Below are 18,678 nucleotides of genomic sequence, written 5' to 3'. Positions count from 1 at the left end.
GGACAAGCGCACGCAGAGCTGCGCCGCATGCCTTTTGCCGGAGACGCAGCTTGGCTTTGAGAACACCTCCCGTCTTTGCTCCTCCCCACAGCCTGCCGCAGTTGCCTGGCGCGGCATTGCGTGTTTTGACACCCGCGGATTTCCCGGCCTGGGTGCGACTGCGCGACGAGGTGCTGGCCGGGCTCGCGCATCCCGACATGTATGTGCGCGAAGCCGATGAAGCCGCTTTTTTTGCCCAGCATTCGCTGCCGCGTGGCCATGCCATCGGCGTGTTCCTCGGTGCCGAACTGGTCGCCTACGCGATGCTGGGAGCACCCGAGCCAGGCGAGGCGGGCCACCTGGGCGCCGTGGCCGGTCTGGCGCCGGATGCGCAGGCCCGGGTCGCGCACCTCGCCAGCTGCATGGTGCGCGCCGGCTGGCGCGGCCGCCAGCTGCAGGCGCTGCTGCTGAAGCTGCGCTGCGCGCTGGCGCAGGCCTATGGCCGGCCGCTGTGCCTGGCCATGGTGTCGCTGCACAACGCGGCGAGCTGCCACAACCTGCTGGCGCATGGCATGTGGATTGCGTGGACCGGGGAGATCGATGGCTTGCAGCGCCATGTGCTGCAGATCGATCTGCTGGGGCACGCGCGCTGGGACCTGGGCGGAAGCCGGCTGATTGCCGCCGGCGATTTCGCGCAGCTGCGCGCCGCGGTGGCAGACGGTTATTGCGGCATCGCGGATGCCGTCGACGGCCCGCGGCGCATGCTGCGCTACGCCCGGCGGCTGCCCGATGCCGCGGCGCCGGGTCATGCCGCGGTGCCCCGGTAGGTCAGCGCCACGACGGTGATGTCGTCGGCCTGGGCCGCGCCGGCTTCGAACCGGCGTACCTGCGCGACGACATGTTCCGCCAGCTGCCGCGCGTGGCCGCGCCGGTCGGGCCGGGCCTCGAACGACTGCACCGCCTGCAGCAGCCGCAGATCGCCGTACAGCGCACCCTGCGCATCGTTGGCTTCGGTGACGCCGTCGGTGAACAGCAGCAGGCCGTCGCCGGCGTCCAGTTGCAGCGTGCCCTCGTGGTATTGCTGGCCGTCGAGCACCGCCAGGCCCATGTTGCGGCCCTTGGGAAAGAATTCGGCGCCGCCCTGGCGCAGCAGCAGCGGCGGGTTGTGGCCCGCGTTCACATAGGTCAACCGTCCGGTGGACAGCTGCAGCACCGCATAGAACACCGTGACGAACATCATCTGGTCGTTCTCGTTGCACAGCTGGTCGTTGAGCGCGGCAATGGTGGCGCCCGGGGTGCGCAGGAACAGGCCGTTGCTCTTGAGCAGCGTGCGCGAAATCGCCATGAAGAATGCCGCCGGCACGCCCTTGCCCGACACGTCCGCAATCACGACGGCAAGGTGGTCGTCATCGATGGCGAAATAGTCGTAGAAGTCGCCACCGATCTCCTTGGCCGCAATCATGGTTGCGGCCACCTCGACTTCGCGCCGGTCGGGCGTCTGGCGCGGAAGGATGGACAGCTGCATCTCGCGCGCGATCTCGAGTTCCTGCTGCAGGCTGGCCAGCATGGCCTGGGTCTGCACCGAGGCCTGTACCTCGCGCAGCAGCTTCAGCAGCCGGCTCTGCTGGGTGCTGACCAGGCCCGACATCCGGCCCAGGATGCTGGCCAGGTCGGCCAGCACGTTGGGGGCCTCGGCGGGGAGGGAGGGAGTGCCGGGCGTCGTCACGCCCGGAGCTCCCAGCGCCTGCAGGATGTCCTCCCGCGATCCCGGATCGAGGTTTTCGGCCAGGCTGCGCAGCTGGTCGCGGATCAGCCGCTCCTGCTGGCGCCGGGTGCGCACGCGCTCCTGGCGCAGCGTCTCCAGGCTCAGCAGTTCGGAACGGATCTGCGTCACCCCGCGTGCCACGCTGCCGGACTCGTCTTCCGCATCCACTTCGCCCGCGACCAGCGCGGCTTCGGTGTGGCCTGCGGCCAGCCGCTCCAGCACCGCGATGTTGCGCGCCAGCGGGTCGAGCGCGTGGCGCAGGAAGACAAACAGGCCCGCAGTGAGAAGCGCCACCAGCGCCACTATCTGCGCCGCCGCGTATTGCATGAACTGCCGGTCCTGCTGCAATTCCTGCGCGACGGGGCGGCTCCAGGCCAGGCTGCCGATCACGCGGCCCTGCGCGCCGATGAGCGGCTGGCTGACGAGCTGCAGCGCCGGTCCGCCGGCCAGGCGCGGATCGCCCGCGTCCAGCGTCATCACCTGGGGCGTACGCGCCGGCACCACGGGCCGGGCGAACAGGCGTGCCTCGTCGGTGCTTGCCGCCACGCGCGTGCCGCGCAGGTTGAGCAGGTGGAACTGTCCCGGCAGTCGCTCGGCCAGCAGCGGCAGCAGCTGCGCCGCGTCCTGGCCCAGCAGCAGCAGATACGGCCCGGCGCGCAGCGGCTGGAGCCAGCCGTAGCGGCGTTGCGGCAGCTGCTGCAGGCCCTGGATGGACGCTGCATCATGGCGCCCGTGCGCCAGCGCCAGCGGGTCGAGAAAGGGTTCGGGAAAGGCGCCGGCCACGGTGGTCGCCAGCATTTCGGCGTGCTCGTCGAACAGGTCGATGCGCAGGCCGGCATGCGCCCGCGCCATGGCCTGCATGCGCTGCGCCAGCGCTTCCCGGGTCGCCGGGCCTGCGGCCAGCTGCGCCGCCAGGCTTTGCAACTGCTGCATCTGCTGCGCCTGCAGCCGCTGCCAGGTGGCGGCCTGGGCCTGCAGCAACCGGTCGGCCTGCTGCTGCCGGGCATGCGCCAGCGACTGCCAGACCAGGGCCGCGCCCAGCAGGCCCAGGCACAGCGTGGCCAGCACCATGGCGCAGAAAATTCGCGCTCTAAGCGACATGGGTGCCTTTCCTGCGCACTGCGGGCAGCGGCGCGGCCAGCAGGGCTGGCAACAGCGCCAATACCGGCGCCATGCCATGCAGGCCAAGCCAGGCGGCGGCCGCGCTCAGTGCCGCGCCGAACGCGCTGCCCAGCAGCAGTTGCTGACTGGCCGCAGGCTGGGGCAGCTGCGCTGCGTGGACCAGGCCTTCTCCCAGCAGCAACCCCAGCACCAGTCCCAGCAGCAGCGGCGCAAGCCATGCCATGCCGGCCAGCGCGGGCCATTGCGCCGCCACCAGCATGGCGGCTGCGGCCAGCGCGCCGACGCTCCAGCGCGATGCCATTGACAGGGGCGCGGCAGTCCCGGCCGGCCCGCGAAAAGCCCAGGCCCAGGCCAGCCCCATGCCCAGTGCGCATTGCTCCTGCAGCGCCACCGAGCGCAGGCTGCCGGACGTGGACAGGTCCAGCAGCAGGCCGCCGGACGCCAGCCCGGCCGCCATGCCCAGCGCGGTGCAACGCCATGCGGACGTTGCCCCCGCAACAGCCGCGATGGGGGCCGCCATGCGTACGCGCCAGGGGCTGTGCGCCACGTCCCATCGCGTGGCGAGAAGCACTCCGCACCCCAGGGGCAGCAGCAGCGCCAGCATTGCCCAGGGGGGGCGCAACGCGGCATGCGCGTAGTAGCCCAGCGCCGGGGCCAGCCAAAGCAGGCCGGCCCACCAGGCCAGCAGCGCGGCACCGGAAATGCCGGGCGCGGCATGCACGAAGCCCGGATGGGTGTCAGGGTGGGTCTGGGCACGGGTGCAGGCGGCCAGCGCGGCACCCGCAAACAGGCCGTTCCAGGCCGCGATCCAGGCCGGATGCAGGCCGGTTGCCAGCAGCATGGCCATGGGGGGCAGGGCCAGCGCCACCAGGCTCATCAACAGCACGCTCAGCGTGGCAAACCGCAGTCGCGCAGCCAGCTGCCAGCCCGCGCCCGCAGCCAGCACCAGGGCGCCCAGGCAGGCGCCCGGCAACGCGGCCTGCAGCAACCCGCCGGAGGAATACGCGCGCAGCGCATAGGCCAGCGGCCCGACCGCGCCCAGGCACAGCAGCAGCGCCATCCACAGCGACTGCGACTGCACTGCCACCAGCCGCACGATGTCCGGTTCGGGGTCGGCAAAACGGTCCCGGCCCTCGGTCTGCTGCAGCACCTGGTCGAGATAGTCGCGCCGCAGCTGCTGGGGCTCGGTGCGCCGCAGCGAGCCGATCAGCAGGCGCAGGCGCATGGCTCGCTCGTGGATGTTGCGCATCGACTGCGCGACGTCTTGCACGCGCAGATCGAAGGGCTGGCGCTGCGGCAGCACCAGCAGCCGGCGGTAGTCGCCGCGCAGCGCCCAGCGCGCCATCGTGCGCAGTCCGTGGTTGCGCAGCCAGGGCCCCTGGGCGCAGGCAAACAATGCACCGACATAAGCCAGCGCACTCACCAGCAGCACCGCCGGTGCCAGCTGGCCCAGGCGCTGGGCCGATCCTTGCCGGCTGCCGCTGTGCACCTGCAGGCGCACGCGCGCCTGCGCCACATCGGCGGCGATGACCGCGGCGCTGCCGGCGCTGACTTCGGGTGTGGCGGGCAGGGGCGGGCCATGGCCGGTCCACAGCTGCCGGCCATCGAGGCCATGGACCGCGATATGCGCGATTTCGGGATGGCTGGCGTGCCAGCGGTCGAGGAACTCGGGCACCCCGACCAGCTGCTCCAGGGGGATGCCGGCAGCGGTGGCATTGGCCAGGCGCTGGCCGATGGCTTGCGCGATCAGCTGCGCGCGCGCCTGCGCTGCCTGCGCGCGCAGCGCCTGCATCTCGCGGGCGTGGGCCTGCGACAGGAAAGCCGCGGCCAGCGCCAACAGCACGGCGGCCGCGGCGCCCAGCCACACGGCGGTCCAGTCGCGGGCTGCCTGGCGCGGAGGTCTGTGTTTCATTCGATGCGCTCCACGGCGTCAAGCCGTTCGGATCCCTCGTCGAGCCGCTGACCGGTGGCCGCGAGCCGGGCCTCGATCTGCGCCATCCGCCCGCTGCGCTGCGTGCGCTGCAGCCGGCGCTGCGCAAGCGTGGCAAGCCAGATGGCAGCCATGCCGCCCAGGGCCGTGGCCAGCAGCGCGAACAGCAGCGGCCGGGTCTGGATCCGGCTGGAAAGCGGGCCGGCCGCGCGCGAGGCATAGGTGGCGCTCGCATGGCCCGCGGTTTCGCCAAACGGGGTACGGATGTCGATGCCCATTGCCGGCGTCGCGCCTATGGATGCGTTCCAGGGCCGGCGCAGTGCCGCGCCCTGCCGCGCCGCGGCCAGCGCTTCGGGCGGCAGCAGTTCGCCGATGGTGCCGCGGTCCGTGCTGAAAAGCGCGCGGCCGTCCGGGTCCAGCACTTCAAGGCTGTAGAGCTGCGCATCGTTGTGCAGGCGCGACAGCAGCAGGCCCTGGATGCGCGGGTTGTACTCCAGTTCGCGCCCCAGCGACAGATCGGCTTCGAGTTCGCCCTGCACTTCCAGCAGCGTGAGCTCGAACTGCGCGCGCTCGAGGGCTTGCAGCTCCTGCTGGCGCCAGTGGTCCAGCAATCCTGCAATCAGCAGCACGCCGCTGAGCACGATCAGCAGCCACAGGCCTCCGGCTTCAAGCAGCGGCCGGACCAGGGAGCTTTCAGGGGTGTCGTGATTGCGGGTGCTCATGTCACAATGTCCCGACCATCGCGCAACGCTGCCATGCGGGCACTGCGCGCTTCGTATCAAGCCGTTCCTGATTCAACCCTTGCCCATGAAGAATCCAGTTTCCCTGCGTTGCGATCTGCACGGCACGGTCCAGGAATTGCCGGCTTTTTTCGCGCAGCTGGAGAACTGGGCCGAGGTTTGCCAACTGCCCATGGGCGGCACCGCCAAGCTGGGCCTGATGCTCGATGAGCTGCTGACCAACGTCGCCGTGCATGCCTATGCCAACCAGGGCGGGCCGGTATCGGTGCAGGTGGAGCTGCCGGCACCGGACCAGGTGCTGGTCGTGCTGCGCGACCAGGGCCCGGCGTTCGATCCCACCGGCATTCCGGCGCCGGATCTGGACATGGCGTTGGAGGACAGAAAAATGGGCGGCTTGGGAGTGCATTTCGTGCGCAGGCTGGCCCAGCGCTTCGACTATCGCCGCGACGGCGATTGCAACGAGGTGACGTTGGGCTATTCGTTGCTGAGTAACGCCTCTCGCTGAAACGTTGCATCGGCGGCGGTGCGATGCATGCCGCCGTCCGCGCTGCGCCGAACCCTCAGGCCACGGCCCTGGCCGTGTCAGGCGCCTGCCAGTGACCGCTGACCAGGCCTTCGGGCTTGCGCGCAGCGCGCACCGTGGCGCAGTCTTCCCACGCGCCCATCTGCACGCTCAAGCCCGCATACACGCCATAGCCCGGTCCGGCGCAGATCTCGGTTTCGGCCTGCAGGGTTTCACCGGCTTTGATCGCGCCGCCGGCCGTGATCGCGCCGCGCGCGCGGATGCCCCAGTCGGCCTGCAGGTGCCGGCCGCAGTGCACATCGCCGCCGGCATCGATGCCATGGCGCGCGTGGATGTCGCCCTGGCCCGTGAGCGCGGCGCCGCTGCGCAGGCTCTTGGCGCAATGGATATCGCCCCGTACCAGCAGCTCCTGGCCGATCTGGCCTTCGCCGGCCAGCGTCAGATCGCCCGCGCACTCCACGCCCCAGCCGCTGCGCAGCTTTTCGCAGTCGATGCCGCCCTGGGTTTCTATGCTCCAGGCGGCCTTGACGGTGCCGCCCGCGCGCAGCGCGCCGCCGATGAAGATCGCGCCGCCGCTGTGGACGTCGGCGCCGGCTTCGAGCCGTGCCGCGCGCACGCCCGCGCCGGCCTGCAACTGGCCGCCCACGCGCAGCACCCCGGCCACGCGCACATCGCCCGCAACGAAGACGCTGCCGGCAAAGACCAGCGCCTCGGCCTCGAGGTGCTCGAGATGCAGTTCGGCATCCGTGGGGCCGAACTGCGACAGCAGCCAGCACGCATCGTCGACGCGGCCGTCGCGCACCAGATTGTCGAGCAGCAGCTGGTAGTCCTGTCCTTCGTGCTGGTGGCGTATGAACCAGCGAAACCCTGACGCGCAGGGGCTTTTGGCCTTGAGAAAGTCCTTTGAGAATTCCATGGTGATCCGCTAACAGTGGCGCGCAGCGCGTGGTGCGCTGCGCCAGGCTGCAGCCAGGGAAAAGCCGGAACGTTCCGGGCGGGGGTCCTGGCCTGCTCCGTGCACAGGGGCTTCGCGTGGAAGTCCCTGTGGGGCCGTGCGGAAGGTCAGTCGACTTTCCGCACGGCGGCGGAAAGCAGGGCCGTGAAGCCGCAAAGGCTGATGAAGGCCGTGGGCACGCCGGTATGGCCTGCGCAGCACTGCAGCGCGGGCAGGGCCGGGCAGTGTTCAGCGGGAGACGGGAAGGGCGCGGGCATGGGGGAGGACGGTTGGATCGGCGGGATTATGGCATTGCGGGATCCACTCGTGCTGGCCTCTGCGGTTTGTCCTGAGCAATGTCGAAGGATGAACGCCCTGGCCCTCCCGTTCGTCCTGAGCCGCGTCGAAGGATGAAAGGCCGGCCCTAAAAACCCATGCAAGCCTCTGCCACGTTACACCTCAACCCTTGCTGCGCCCCCAGATTCGTTAACATGACCGTCCCTTTTCACGCCGCGGCCTGGACGGCCGCGTGCTCCTGCGGCCCGCGCGCATGCCGGCCGCGCAGTTGATGGCAGACCTGAACATGAACCCAACTCCTCCCTCCTTCCTGTCGCGCATTGCAATTGCCATGAGCAGCTTCTTTGCGATCCTGGGCGATGCGCGTTTCGCCGCCGGCGTGGTGCGCCTGCGCAATGGCGAAGGCTTTGCCGCCGATGCCCCGGTGGCGCAGGCCCCGGTGGCCGCGCCCGCTCCCGTGGCCGCACCCGCTCCGGTGGCGGCAGCGCCCGCGCCGGCACCGGCCGCACCTGCCGAAACCAGCGCCCTGCAGCTGCTGGGCCTGCTGCAGCGCGAAGCGCGCTTCGTTGACTTCGTGCAGGAAGACACCACCGGCTACAGCGACGCCGACATCGGCGCGGCGACGCGCGTGGTGCATGCCGGCTGCCGCAAGGTGCTGGCCGAGCATTTCACGCTGGAGCCGGTGCGCAGCGAAGCCGAAGGCAGCCGCGTGACGCTGCCCGCGGGCTTCGACGCCAGCGCCGTGCGCCTCACGGGCAATGTCGTCGGCCAGGCGCCGTTCACGGGCACGCTGGGCCACCGCGGCTGGCGTGTCAGCGCCACGCGCCTGCCCCAGCTGACCGACGCCAAGGCGGCCAGCGTGATCGCGCAGGCCGAGGTCGAACTGTGAGCGGCGCGCGCTACAGCATCGGCATCGACCTGGGCACCACGCATTGCGCGCTGTCGTGGGTCGATCATGCGGCCAGCGACGGCGACCAGGTCGTGCACGGTGTGCTCGACATCCCGCAGCTGACCGGGCCCGCGGCCGTCGAAGCCAAGCCGCTGCTGCCCTCGTTTCTCTACCTGCCGCATGAAAGCGAACTCACGCCTGGCGACCTGGCGCTGCCCTGGGGCGCGCAGCAGGACTTTGCCGTCGGCGAACTCGCGCGCACGCGCGGCGCGGCCACGCCGATCCGCCTCGTGAGCAGCGCCAAGAGCTGGCTGTGCCATCCCGGCGTCGACCGGCGCGCGCCGCTGCTGCCCGCCGATGCGCCCGAGGAAGTGCACCGCATCTCGCCGCTCACGGCCTCGATCCGCTACCTGTCGCACCTGCGCTGGGCCTGGGAGCAGGCGCATCCCGAGGCGCCGTTCGATGCGCAGGATGTCACGGTGACCATTCCCGCGTCGTTCGATCCGGCCGCGCGCGAACTCACGGCCGAAGCCGCGCGCGCCGCGGGCTTCCAGCAGCTGACGCTGCTCGAGGAGCCGCAGGCCGCGCTCTACAGCTGGATCCAGGGCAGCGCCGGCGACTGGCGCAAGCAGGTGCGTCCCGGCGATGTGATCCTGGTCGTCGACGTCGGCGGCGGCACCACCGACCTGTCGCTGATGGCCGTGCTCGAGAACGCGGGCGAGCTGAGCCTGCAGCGCGTGGCCGTGGGCGAACACATCCTGCTGGGCGGCGACAACATGGACCTGGCGCTGGCCTATGGCGTGGCGCGCAAGCTCGCGGCCGAAGGCCGCCAGCTCGATGCCTGGCAGACGCGCGCATTGGCCCATGCCTGCCGCGCGGCCAAGGAAGCGCTGCTCGGCGATGCCTCGCTGGACAGCGTGCCCGTGGTCGTGCCCAGCCGCGGCTCCAAGCTGATCGGCGGCTCGGTGCGCACCGAGGTCACGCGCGCCGAACTCACGCAGATCCTGGTCGACGGCTTCTTCCCGCAGGTCGCCGTGAGCGACAAGCCCGTGGTGCGCGCGCGCGCCGCGCTGACCCAGCTGGGCCTGCCCTACGCGCAGGACGCGGCCGTCACGCGCCACCTGGCGGCGTTCCTCTCGCGCCAGGCGGGCGCGACCGAAGCCATCGAAGGCCTGCAGGGTTCGCAGCCCGCGGGCGCGGGTTTCCTGCATCCCTCGGCGGTGCTGTTCAATGGCGGCGTGCTCAAGTCGGACCTGCTCGCCGAGCGCCTGCTGAACGTGATCAATGGCTGGCTCGCGGCCGAGGGCGCAGCACCCGCGCGTCTGCTCGGCGGTGCCGATCTCGATCTGGCGGTGGCGCGCGGCGCGGCCTATTTCGGCTACGTGCGGCACGGCCGCGGCGTGCGCATCCGCGGCGGCGCGGCGCAGTCGTATTACGTCGGCGTCGAGTCCAACATGCCCGCAATCCCGGGCATGGAGCCGCCGCTGTCGGCGCTGTGCCTGGCGCCGTTCGGCATGGAGGAGGGCACCGAAGTCACGCTCGATGCGCAGGAATTCGGCCTGGTCGTGGGCGAGCCCGTGCGGCTGCGCTTCTTCGGCTCGTCGACGCGCCGCAGCGACCAGGTCGGCAGCCTGCTTGAATTCTGGGGCCCCGAGGAACTGGTCGAACTGCAGGAAATCGAGATCTTCCTGCCGGCCCAGGGCCGCGCTCCCGGCGAGGTCGTGGCCGTGCGCCTGCACGCCAGCGTGACGGATATCGGCACGCTGGAATTGCATGCGGTTCCGCTGGGCAGCGACGAACGCTGGAAAGTGGAATTCGACGTCCGCACCACCAGCTGACGCCCGCCATGGCGCTGTATATCGTCGGCATCGACCTGGGCACCAGCCATACGCTGCTGGCCTATGCGCCTGCCGACGGCAGCGCGCCCGTGGCACTGCTGCCGATTGCGCAGCGCGTATCGGCCGCGGAGATCGGCGCCGGGCCGTTGCTGCCTTCGCTGCGCTACCAGGCGGGCGAGGGCGAACTCGCGCCCGACACCTGGCATCAGCCCTGGCCGCCCCTGGGTGCCAGCGCGGCGGCTCCCGCCTTGCTGGGACGCTATGCGCAGGACCTGGGCGCGCAGGTGCCGGGCCGGCTGGTGAGCAGCGCCAAGAGCTGGCTGTCGCATGCGGGCGTGGACCGCAGCGCGGCCATCCTGCCCTGGGGCGCGCCCGAGGGCGTGCACAGGATCTCGCCGCTGCAGGCCAGCGCCAGCTATCTCGCGCACCTGCGCGCGGCCTGGGATGCGCAGTTTCCCGCTGCGCCGCTGGCGCAGCAGGAACTGGTGCTCACGGTGCCCGCATCGTTCGACGAAGGCGCGCGCGCGCTGACGCTCGAAGCCGCGCAGCTCGCCGGCCTGCCGCCGCTGCGCCTACTCGAAGAACCCCAGGCCGCGCTGCATGACTGGCTGCTGATGCAGTCGGCGCAGGTGGGTGCGGCCTTGCAGGGCACGGAGTGGCTGCTGGTCGTCGATATCGGCGGCGGCACCACCGATCTGAGCCTGGTGCAGGTCACGCAGACCGATGGCCAGCCCGAACTCGCGCGCCGCGGCGTGGGCACGCACCTGATGCTCGGCGGCGACAACATGGATCTGGCGCTGGCGCATGGCCTCGAAGCCGAACTGGCTCCGCCGCAGCCGCGTTTGTCGGCCGCGCGCTTTGCCCAGTTGGTGCAGCGCTGCCGCGTGGCCAAGGAGCAGCTGCTCGCGCCCGACGCGCCCGAAGCCGTCACCGTCACGCTGCTGGGCAGTGGCACGCAGTTGCTGGGCGGCGCACGTTCGGCGCAGCTGCAGCGCGACACCGTGCGCCAGCAATTGCTCGAAGGATTCTTCCCGCTGCAGCCCCGCGACGCGCGGCCGCAGCAGCGCCAGTCGGGCCTGCTGTCCTGGGGCCTGCCCTATCCCGCCGATGCGGCCATCACGCGCCATCTCGCGGCGTTCCTGCAGGCCCATGCGGGCGTGCTGGGGGCGTCCGGCGTGCCCGACAGCGTGCTGTTCAATGGCGGCGTGTTCCATGGCACGGCGATTGCCGAACGCGTCGTGGATCAGCTCATGCAATGGCGCGGCGCGCCAGTGCGCGTGCTGGTCAATCCGCATCCCGACTGGGCCGTGGCGCGCGGCGCCGTGGCCCACGGCCTGGCGCGCGCCCAGCCGGTAGCGGGTGCAAAGGCGGGTGCGATGCCCGGCCTGCGCATCGGCGGCGGCTCGGCACGCAGCTACTTCTTGCGGCTCGACGACGGCGACGCGCTGCGCGCGATCTGCCTCCTGCCGCAAGGCAGCGAAGAGGGCGTGGCGGTGCGCCTCGAAGACCAGCGCTTTGCGCTGCGCCTGGGCCAGGCGGTGCGCTTTCATCTGCTGGCCGCGACGGCGCTGGGCCAGGTGCCCGCCGGTGCGGTGCGCGATCTGGCCGGAGAGGAACTGGTGCACCTGCCGCCGCTCACGGCCATGCTGCCCGCACCGCCCGGGCGCGAGCGCGCCCAGGTCGAGGTGCAACTGCAGGCAATGATGACCGACATCGGCACGCTCGAAGTGCGCTGCGTGTCGGTGCAGGATCCGCAGCAGAGCTGGCCGCTGGAATTCGCCGTGCGCGGCGAAGCTCCGGCCGCGGCCGCAGCCCCGGCAGCGGCACGCGATCCCGCGCTGGCGCAGGCCATCGCGCAGATCGACCGCATCTTCGGCGGCCACGACCAGGGCGTCGCGGCCAAGGAAGTGCGGCAACTGCGCAGCAGCCTGGAGAAGATACTGGGCGCGCGCGAAGCCTGGGACCTGGCGCTGCTGCGCACGCTGTTCGACGCGCTGCTGGCGCGCGCGCGCCGGCGCCGGCGCACGCCCGAGCATGAGCGCAGCTGGCTCAATCTCGCCGGCTACTGCCTGCGCCCGGGCGTGGGCGCGGAACTCGACGCCTGGCGCATCGACCAGGTCTGGGCGCTGCACGCCCAGGGCATTGCCCACGCGCAGGAAAGCGGCAACTGGGCCGAATGGTGGATCTTCTGGCGCCGCGCGGCAGCGGGCCTTTCCGAGGAACGCCAGATGCAGCTGCTCGAAGACGTTGCCGGCCACATGCAGCAGGCCGGGCAGCGCGCGCAGGGCAAGGGCTCGGCGCTGGGAAGTTACGACGACATGGTGCGCCTGTTCGCGGTCATGGAGAACGTGCCCTGGGCCTACCGGCTCGAGATGGGGCAGTGGATGCTCGACCGGCTGCGCAAGCCCCATGAGCCGGTGCAGACCTGGTGGGCGCTGGGGCGGCTGTGCAGCCGCGTGCCGCTGGGACCGGCGGGCGCGCACCAGATCATTCCACCCGAGCAACTCGACCCGTTCCTCGAAGCGGTGCTGGCCCAGGACTGGCGCCACAACGACAGCGCGATGTTTGCCGCAGTGCAGATGGCGCGCATGACCGGCGACCGCGCACGCGACCTGAGCGACACCCAGCGCGCGCCGGTGCTGGCGCGCCTGCAGCAGCAGCGTGCGCCGGCGAATTGGCAGGCGATGGTGGCCGGCGTGGTGGAACTCGATGCGGTCGAGCAGCGCCGGAGTTTCGGCGAGAGCCTGCCGCCAGGGTTGGTGTTGCTGGGTTGAGTCAGTAACGGCGGTTGACGGTTGCGTCCATCAAACGCCCTTCGATCCTTCGACAAGCTCAGGATCAGGGCGAACGGTAATGGAACCAGGACATGCCTCTGACAACCGTTCGTCCTGAGCCTGCCTGGCCGGCCGCGTCGAAGGATGAAGGGCCTGCCCGAGGATCAGGCGCACGGCGACCCCATGGGCAGTTAAGCCGCGTCCGGATTGTTCTTCGGATCCAGCCGGCGCGCCTCGGTGTTGCGCGCATCGGTGTCCTTCTGCCCGCTGACCACATCGTCATGCGCTTGGCGCATGCGTTCGTTGGGCGCGCGGTCGGTCATGTCGACCGATTCGTCGCGTTCGTGCGGCAGCTTGGGCGTCTCCACCGCGGTGTCGTCTTTTTCCTTGTCGGTGGTGTTCACCGTGCGCGGCGTATCGATGGTCGAGCCGGCACGGTCTTGGGGACGCGGGTCCTGGGTTTCGCGGGGCTGGGGCATGGTCTTGTCCTGAGAAAACAGTCGATGCCCCATGCTAGGCCCGCTGCCGGGCGCGCGCTGTAGGTCGCGAGCGCGCGCGGCAGCCCTATTTGCGCACCGGAATCGGCGTCGCCGCGGGCACCGTCACGGCCGTGACGCTGTTTTGCGGCGAGCCTTCGATCACGCGGTCGGTATAGGTCATGTAGACCAGCGTGTTGCGCTTGGCATCGATCATGCGCACCACGCGCAGGCGCTTGAACAGCAGCGAGGAGCGCTCGCTGAAGACTTCTTCCTGCTGCGGCAGCGGCGCGGCAATCGCGATCGCACCGGTCTGGTGGCAGCTGATCGAAGCTTCGGCGCGGTCTTCGGCCAGGCCCAGCTCGCCCTTGATGCCGCCGGTGCGCGCGCGCGAGACATAGCAGGTCACGCCCTGCACCTTGGGATCGTCATACGCATCGACGACGATCTTGTGGTCCGGGCCGATGAGCTTGAACACCGTGTCCACCGAGCCTATGGTCTCGGCGTGGCCCGCGCCGCAGCCGGCCAGCGCCAGCAGCAGCAGGGACTTGAGGGCAGCGTTGCGCATCGCGTTCAGGCCGCGGTGGCGGCCGAAGCCTCATCGACGTGCTTTTGCAGATGGGCCAGCGCCAGCTCGACCTGGTCGATCAGCACCAGGCACAGGTCGCCGGGCTGCAGGCGCGACAGTGCGTGGTCGATGGCCACGAACTCGCCCTGGATCTCGGTGACATAGCCGGTGCGCGTGGCGCCGGCCAGGCCCTGCTGCAGCAGCTGCAGCACTTCGCCGTCGGCACGGCCGCGCTGGCAGGCATCCTGGTAGAGGATCACATCGTCAAACGCCTGGCCCAGGATCTTGGTCTGCTCGCTGATGTCCTGGTCGCGGCGGTCGCCGGCGCCGCTGATCACCACGCTGCGCTTTTTCGCCGGCATGGCTTCGACGGCCTGGACCAGCGCGCGCATGGCGTCCGGGTTGTGGCCGTAGTCGGCAATGATGGTTGCACCGCGGTAGTCCATGACGTTGAAGCGGCCGGGCGCGTTGTCGCTGTCGTTGACGAAGCCCGACAGGCCGCGGCGGATGGTTTCCCAGGGCAGGTTGGCGCCCCAGGCCGCGGCCGTGGCGGCCATGACGTTCTCGACCTGGAAGCCGATGGTGCCGGCGCGCGTGATCGGCACGTCGCGCAGCGGAATGGTCTCGCGCCACGAGCCTTCGGCCGCGACGATGGAGTCGCCGTCGACATAGACCACGCGGTTGCCCTGCGCGCGGTGCGTGGCCATCACCGGGTGGTGGCGGTCGGCGGCGAAGTAGATGATCTTGCCCGGGCAGACGCTGGCCATGGCCGCGACGTGCGGGTCGATGGCATTGAGCACGCCATAGCCGGTGGGCGCGACGTTCTGCACGATCACGCGCTTGAGCACGGCCAGGTCTTCGACGGTGGTGATGAAGTTCAGGCCCAGGTGGTCGCCTTCGCCGACGTTGGTGACCACGGCGACCTGGCAGCGGTCGAAGCCCAGGCCTTCGCGCAGGATGCCGCCGCGCGCGCATTCGAGCACTGCGGCATCGACTTCGGGATGCGCCAGCACGTTGCGCGCGCTGCGCGGACCCGAGCAGTCGCCGCTGTCGATCTGGCGGCCGTTGACGTAGACACCGTCGGTGTTGGTCATGCCCACGCGCATGCCATGGGCCGCGAACAGGTGGCCGATGATGCGCGCGGTGGTGGTCTTGCCGTTGGTGCCGGTGACCGCGATCACCGGGATGCGGCCGTCCTGGCCATGGGCGAACAGCTGGTCGACCATGGGCACGCCGACATTGCGCGGCCGGCCGAACGAGGGGGCGAGGTGCATGCGCAGGCCGGGCGCGGCATTGACCTCGACCACGCCGCCGTTTTGCTCCTCGAGCGGACGCAGCATGGTTTCGCAGACCACGTCGACACCGCAGATGTGCAGGCCGATGGTCTGCGCGGCCTCGACCGCGCGCGCCGCGATCTCGGGGTGCACGTCGTCGGTGACGTCGGTGGCGCTGCCGCCGGTCGACAGGTTGGCGTTGTTGCGCAGCACCACGCGCTGGCCCTGGGCCGGCACCGATTCGGGGTTCAGGCCCTCGGCGGCAATGTGCGCCACGGCAATGTCGTCGAGGCGGATCTTGGTCAGCGCCGTGCCGTGGCCCGTGCCGCGGCGCGGGTCCTGGTTGACGATGTCGACCAGCTCGCGCACCGTGTGCTGGCCGTCGCCCAGCACCTGGGGCGGCTCGCGGCGCGCGGCCGCGACCAGCTGGTCGCCCACGACCAGCAGGCGGAAATCATGGCCGGGCAGGAAGCGCTCGACCATCACCGTGCCGTATTTGGACGCCGAGGCATAGGCCGCGGCCAGCTGGCTGCGCTCGGTGAGGTTGACCGTGACGCCCTTGCCCTGGTTGCCGTCCTGGGGCTTGACCACGACCGGCAGGCCGACTTCGAGCGCGACCTCCCAGGCTTCGTCGACCGACTCGACCGGCCGGCCCAGCGGCACGGGCACGCCCGCCGAGTGCAGCAGGCGCTTGGTCAGGTCCTTGTCCTGGGCAATCGATTCGGCGACGGCGCTGGTGCTGTCGATCTCGGCGGCCTGGATGCGGCGCGCCTTCGCGCCCCAGCCCAGCTGCACCAGCGAACCCGTGGTCAGGCGGCGGAACGGAATGCCGCGCGCGACGGCGGCGTCGACGATCGCGCCGGTCGAGGGGCCGATGCGCTCGTCCTCATCGAGTTCGCGCAGCTCGGCAATGGCTTTCTCGGCGTCGAACGCGGTTTCGTTCTGCGCTGCGTCGATCAGCGCCAGCGCCTTCTCCACGGCCAGCTTGCCCACGGCCTCCTCGGTGTACTCGACGATGACCTGGAAGGTCCGGTCCTCGATCGTGGCGTGGGTGCGGCTGAAGGTCACGGGGCAGCCGGCCTGGGCCTGCAGCGACAGCGCCGCGACTTCGAGCACATGCGCCAGCGACAGGCGCTGGTCGGCGCCATGCGGCTGCAGCGGCGCGATGGTGGGAAAGCGCGCGCGCAGCTTTTCCTCGAAACCCGAAATCTCGGTGTAGCACTGCTCGTTGGGCTCGCACTGCACGATGGCTTCGATGGCGGTGCTGCGGGTCCAGAGGTTGGGGCCACGCAAGGCGCGGATGCGGGTGATCTGCATAGTGGGTTCTTTCTGCGTGCGGGCTCAGGCCGTGGCGCCTGCGGCCGTGGAGTATTCGAAGGTCTTGATGCCGGCGCCGATCAGGTCGGGCGAGATATCGAGCGCCCAGGCGGTGGCAATGGCCGCCAGCAGGGCCGGCGTGTCGGGGCGTCGGCCGCCGGGCAGCGCCAGCGTGTCCAGCGTGCCGAGCACGCGCTCCTGCGCGCCCGTGGCCAGCACCACGTTATGGCCCTTGACCAGCACCGCGCGGCCGTTTTCCTGCGCCTGGCGGTGCGCGGCCACGGCGGCATTGTCCGCGTCCAGCGTGTAGAGGATGACTTCGCCGTCGCACAGCTCGGCCAGTTCGGCGACTTCGGGCAGGTCGGCATTGAGCACGCCCGCGCCATGCGACAGCACCACGTCGATCTGCGTGCGGATCACGCGGCGCATCTGGCCGGCTTCGTGCACGTCGTGGTCGGTCAGGGTTTCGTAGCCGTCCATGTCGGTGACCACGCCGATCAGGCAGCGGTCATAGGCCAGGCCTTCCTCGAGAATCGAGCGCGAGGTGGTCTGGATCACCGCGGCCTCGGCCAGGCGGTTGGTCAGCAGGCGGTGCGCTCCGGCCCAGTTGGCGGTATCGGTCTTCTGCGTCTGGCGGTTGGCCAGGAACATGCCTTCGCTGCTGGCCACGCCGGTGCGCTTGCCCGACAGCTGCAGCAGCCAGCCGACCAGGCGGGCGACAAACGCGTTCTCGCGCGTGCCGACCACGCCGACGATTGGAATGCGGCCCGCGTCGTTGTCTTCCTCGCTGCGCGGGAACAGGTGGTCGGCAATGGCCATGCCCACCGGGCGCGGCGCGCCGTTGGTCGGCTTGAGGTGCATCAGCAGGCCCGGGCCGGCGTTGACTTCGAGGATCGCACCCTGGCCCTGCATGGGCTGGGACACGTCCTTGAGGATCATGTCCATGCCGGCGATGTCGAGCCCGACGATCTTCGCCGCCAGCGCCGCGTAGTACGCGACATCGGGGTGCACTTCGTCGGTGCAGTCGATGGCCATGTTGCCGTTGCGCTGCAGCAGCACCGCCTGGCCCTTGGGAATGACCGAGCCGGCCGTGACGTTCTGGCGCTTGAGTTCGAGCTTCACGGCGCCGGCCTCGAGGTTGATCCAGTCGAGCGGGTATTCCTGCTCGGGGCCGCGGCGCGGGTCCTGGTTGAGCACGTCGACCAGCTCGCCCAGCGTCGCCGTGCCGTTGCCGTAGACGCTCACGGTCTCGCCCTTGGTCGCGGCAACGACCTTGCCGCCGACCACCAGGATGCGGTGCTCGACGCCATCGATGAACCTCTCGACGATCACCTCCGAGCCTTCGGGTTCGGCCAGTGCAAATGCGGCCTTGATGTCGGCCTCGTCATGCAGCTCCAGCGTCACGCCGCGCGCATGGTTGCCGTCGGACGGCTTGACGGTCACGGGCGTGCCGATCTCCTGCGCGACTTCCCAGGCTTCATCGGCGTTGGCCACGACCTGGCCTTCGGGCACGGGCACGCCGCACGCGGCCAGCAGGCGCTTGGTGAAGTCCTTGTCCTGGGCGATGCCTTCGGCGATGGCGCTGGTCTGGTCGGATTCGGCCGTCCAGATGCGGCGCTGGGCGGCGCCATAGCCGAGCTGCACCAGGTTGCCGTCGTTGAGCCGGATATGCGGAATGCGGCGCTCGGCCGCGGCGTCGACGATGCAGCCGGTCGAGGGGCCCAGGTAGCGGTCGTTGATCGCGGTCTTGATGGCGTGGATCGCCGGCTTGAGGTCGAACGGCTCGTCGTTGATGGCCGCCATCAGCAGCTTGTGGCCGTATTCCAGGGCCACGCGCGCCACGGCCTCCTCGGGGCAGCGGAACACCATGCGGTAGACGCCGCGCTGCGAGATCTCACGCGTCTGGCCGAACTCGGCGGGCAAGCCGGCCAGGTTCAGCAGCTCGATGATCACGTGCTCGAGCACATGGCCCATCCAGGTGCCGCCTTCGAGGCGCTGGATGAAACCCCCGCGCTCGCCGACGCCGCAGGTATGCTCGATCAGGTCGGGCAGCCAGCTCGTCAGGCGCTCGTTGAGGCCAGGGATCTTGTTGGACGGATAGTCTTCGAGTTCTCCCAGATCCAACCAGACCTCGAGCACCGGGCGATAGGTCCAGACACTGGGGCCTCGCAGGAAGTTGGTGCGCAGGAGTTGGATATCGTTGAGTTTCGCCATGGCATTCAGCGGGTAAGAATGTGGGGAGAACAGGATGT

Annotated in this window: 14 protein-coding genes; 5 read left to right on the top strand and 9 right to left on the bottom strand. The window is 70.3% G+C overall.

Translation table 11 applies throughout. The annotated features are described in order from the left end of the window. The first annotated feature begins 56 nt into the window (after nucleotides 1-56). Nucleotides 57-806: a GNAT family N-acetyltransferase gene (locus tag HUK68_RS16435; RefSeq protein ID WP_175505167.1), complete on the top strand. Its 750-nt coding sequence runs from the start codon at nucleotides 57-59 to the stop codon at nucleotides 804-806. Here the strand turns inward: HUK68_RS16435 and HUK68_RS16430 are convergent. The 3 genes from HUK68_RS16430 to HUK68_RS16420 are packed head-to-tail and all read right to left on the bottom strand — an operon-like array spanning nucleotide 785 to nucleotide 5,518. Next, the gene (locus HUK68_RS16430) at nucleotides 785-2,845 is read right to left on the bottom strand and encodes a PP2C family protein-serine/threonine phosphatase (RefSeq protein ID WP_175505166.1); all 2,061 of its coding nucleotides are present in this window, start codon (nucleotides 2,843-2,845) and stop codon (nucleotides 785-787) included. The two genes, HUK68_RS16435 and HUK68_RS16430, sit on opposite strands and share 22 nt — an antisense overlap. Then, entirely contained in the window at nucleotides 2,835-4,778 is a 1,944-nt protein-coding gene (locus HUK68_RS16425) for a hypothetical protein (protein WP_175505165.1), read from the bottom strand. Before HUK68_RS16425 ends, HUK68_RS16430 begins: the two co-directional genes overlap by 11 nt. After that, nucleotides 4,775-5,518 (bottom strand): hypothetical protein, encoded by a 744-nt coding sequence (locus HUK68_RS16420; RefSeq protein ID WP_175505164.1) that lies wholly within the window; start codon nucleotides 5,516-5,518, stop codon nucleotides 4,775-4,777. Before HUK68_RS16420 ends, HUK68_RS16425 begins: the two co-directional genes overlap by 4 nt. A gap of 85 nt (nucleotides 5,519-5,603) precedes the next feature. On the opposite strand from HUK68_RS16420, the gene HUK68_RS16415 reads away from it, so the two are divergent. After that, the gene (locus tag HUK68_RS16415) at nucleotides 5,604-6,041 is read left to right on the top strand and encodes an ATP-binding protein (RefSeq protein WP_175505163.1); all 438 of its coding nucleotides are present in this window, start codon (nucleotides 5,604-5,606) and stop codon (nucleotides 6,039-6,041) included. A gap of 55 nt (nucleotides 6,042-6,096) precedes the next feature. On the opposite strand, the gene HUK68_RS16410 is transcribed toward HUK68_RS16415, so the two are convergent. Together HUK68_RS16410 and HUK68_RS16405 are read right to left on the bottom strand one after the other, a co-directional pair. Then, nucleotides 6,097-6,975, bottom strand: coding sequence for a hypothetical protein (locus HUK68_RS16410; RefSeq protein ID WP_208458671.1), 879 nt, complete (start codon nucleotides 6,973-6,975; stop codon nucleotides 6,097-6,099). 146 nt (nucleotides 6,976-7,121) lie between these two features. After that, on the bottom strand, nucleotides 7,122-7,271 hold the full coding sequence (locus tag HUK68_RS16405) for a hypothetical protein (protein WP_175502333.1): 150 nt from the start codon (nucleotides 7,269-7,271) through the stop codon (nucleotides 7,122-7,124). A 305-nt stretch (nucleotides 7,272-7,576) separates the two neighbouring features. Between HUK68_RS16405 and HUK68_RS16400 the strand changes: the two genes are divergently transcribed. The 3 genes from HUK68_RS16400 to HUK68_RS16390 are packed head-to-tail and all read left to right on the top strand — an operon-like array spanning nucleotide 7,577 to nucleotide 12,791. Continuing rightward, nucleotides 7,577-8,179 (top strand): DUF2760 domain-containing protein, encoded by a 603-nt coding sequence (locus HUK68_RS16400; RefSeq protein ID WP_175505162.1) that lies wholly within the window; start codon nucleotides 7,577-7,579, stop codon nucleotides 8,177-8,179. Further along, nucleotides 8,176-10,017: an Hsp70 family protein gene (locus HUK68_RS16395; RefSeq protein ID WP_175505161.1), complete on the top strand. Its 1,842-nt coding sequence runs from the start codon at nucleotides 8,176-8,178 to the stop codon at nucleotides 10,015-10,017. The genes HUK68_RS16400 and HUK68_RS16395 overlap by 4 nt, the downstream gene beginning before the upstream one ends. An 8-nt stretch (nucleotides 10,018-10,025) precedes the next feature. Further along, nucleotides 10,026-12,791 (top strand): Hsp70 family protein, encoded by a 2,766-nt coding sequence (locus tag HUK68_RS16390; protein ID WP_175505160.1) that lies wholly within the window; start codon nucleotides 10,026-10,028, stop codon nucleotides 12,789-12,791. Nucleotides 12,792-12,982: 191 nt separating this feature from the next. Here HUK68_RS16390 and HUK68_RS16385 read toward each other — a convergent pair whose 3' ends face one another. From HUK68_RS16385 to HUK68_RS16370, 4 genes are all read right to left on the bottom strand, one after another. Beyond that, a complete protein-coding gene (locus HUK68_RS16385; protein ID WP_175505159.1) occupies nucleotides 12,983-13,270 on the bottom strand; it encodes a hypothetical protein in 288 nt (95 codons plus the stop codon). A gap of 85 nt (nucleotides 13,271-13,355) precedes the next feature. Then, nucleotides 13,356-13,835, bottom strand: coding sequence for a CreA family protein (locus HUK68_RS16380; RefSeq protein ID WP_175505158.1), 480 nt, complete (start codon nucleotides 13,833-13,835; stop codon nucleotides 13,356-13,358). A gap of 5 nt (nucleotides 13,836-13,840) precedes the next feature. Continuing rightward, the gene (cphA, locus tag HUK68_RS16375) at nucleotides 13,841-16,426 is read right to left on the bottom strand and encodes a cyanophycin synthetase (RefSeq protein ID WP_175505157.1); all 2,586 of its coding nucleotides are present in this window, start codon (nucleotides 16,424-16,426) and stop codon (nucleotides 13,841-13,843) included. 24 nt (nucleotides 16,427-16,450) lie between these two features. Further along, nucleotides 16,451-18,640 (bottom strand): cyanophycin synthetase, encoded by a 2,190-nt coding sequence (locus HUK68_RS16370; protein WP_175505156.1) that lies wholly within the window; start codon nucleotides 18,638-18,640, stop codon nucleotides 16,451-16,453. Nucleotides 18,641-18,678: the final 38 nt, after the last annotated feature.

Origin of the sequence: Comamonas antarctica (assembly GCF_013363755.1) — a bacterium.
Classification (GTDB): domain Bacteria; phylum Pseudomonadota; class Gammaproteobacteria; order Burkholderiales; family Burkholderiaceae_C; genus Comamonas; species Comamonas antarctica.
This window is presented reverse-complemented; position numbering and strand designations above follow the sequence as displayed.

Excerpts from the sequence above, each read along its gene's own strand:
- HUK68_RS16430 (WP_175505166.1), bottom strand. The coding sequence starts at position 2,845 with ATGTCGCTTAGAGCGCGAATTTTCTGCGCCATGGTGCTGGCCACGCTG.
- HUK68_RS16425 (WP_175505165.1), bottom strand. The coding sequence starts at position 4,778 with ATGAAACACAGACCTCCGCGCCAGGCAGCCCGCGACTGGACCGCCGTG.
- HUK68_RS16420 (WP_175505164.1), bottom strand. The coding sequence starts at position 5,518 with ATGAGCACCCGCAATCACGACACCCCTGAAAGCTCCCTGGTCCGGCCG.
- HUK68_RS16415 (WP_175505163.1), top strand. The coding sequence starts at position 5,604 with ATGAAGAATCCAGTTTCCCTGCGTTGCGATCTGCACGGCACGGTCCAG.
- HUK68_RS16410 (WP_208458671.1), bottom strand. The coding sequence starts at position 6,975 with ATGGAATTCTCAAAGGACTTTCTCAAGGCCAAAAGCCCCTGCGCGTCA.
- HUK68_RS16405 (WP_175502333.1), bottom strand. The coding sequence starts at position 7,271 with ATGCCCGCGCCCTTCCCGTCTCCCGCTGAACACTGCCCGGCCCTGCCC.
- HUK68_RS16400 (WP_175505162.1), top strand. The coding sequence starts at position 7,577 with ATGAACCCAACTCCTCCCTCCTTCCTGTCGCGCATTGCAATTGCCATG.
- HUK68_RS16390 (WP_175505160.1), top strand. The coding sequence starts at position 10,026 with ATGGCGCTGTATATCGTCGGCATCGACCTGGGCACCAGCCATACGCTG.
- HUK68_RS16385 (WP_175505159.1), bottom strand. The coding sequence starts at position 13,270 with ATGCCCCAGCCCCGCGAAACCCAGGACCCGCGTCCCCAAGACCGTGCC.
- HUK68_RS16380 (WP_175505158.1), bottom strand. The coding sequence starts at position 13,835 with ATGCGCAACGCTGCCCTCAAGTCCCTGCTGCTGCTGGCGCTGGCCGGC.
- cphA (WP_175505157.1), bottom strand. The coding sequence starts at position 16,426 with ATGCAGATCACCCGCATCCGCGCCTTGCGTGGCCCCAACCTCTGGACC.
- HUK68_RS16370 (WP_175505156.1), bottom strand. The coding sequence starts at position 18,640 with ATGGCGAAACTCAACGATATCCAACTCCTGCGCACCAACTTCCTGCGA.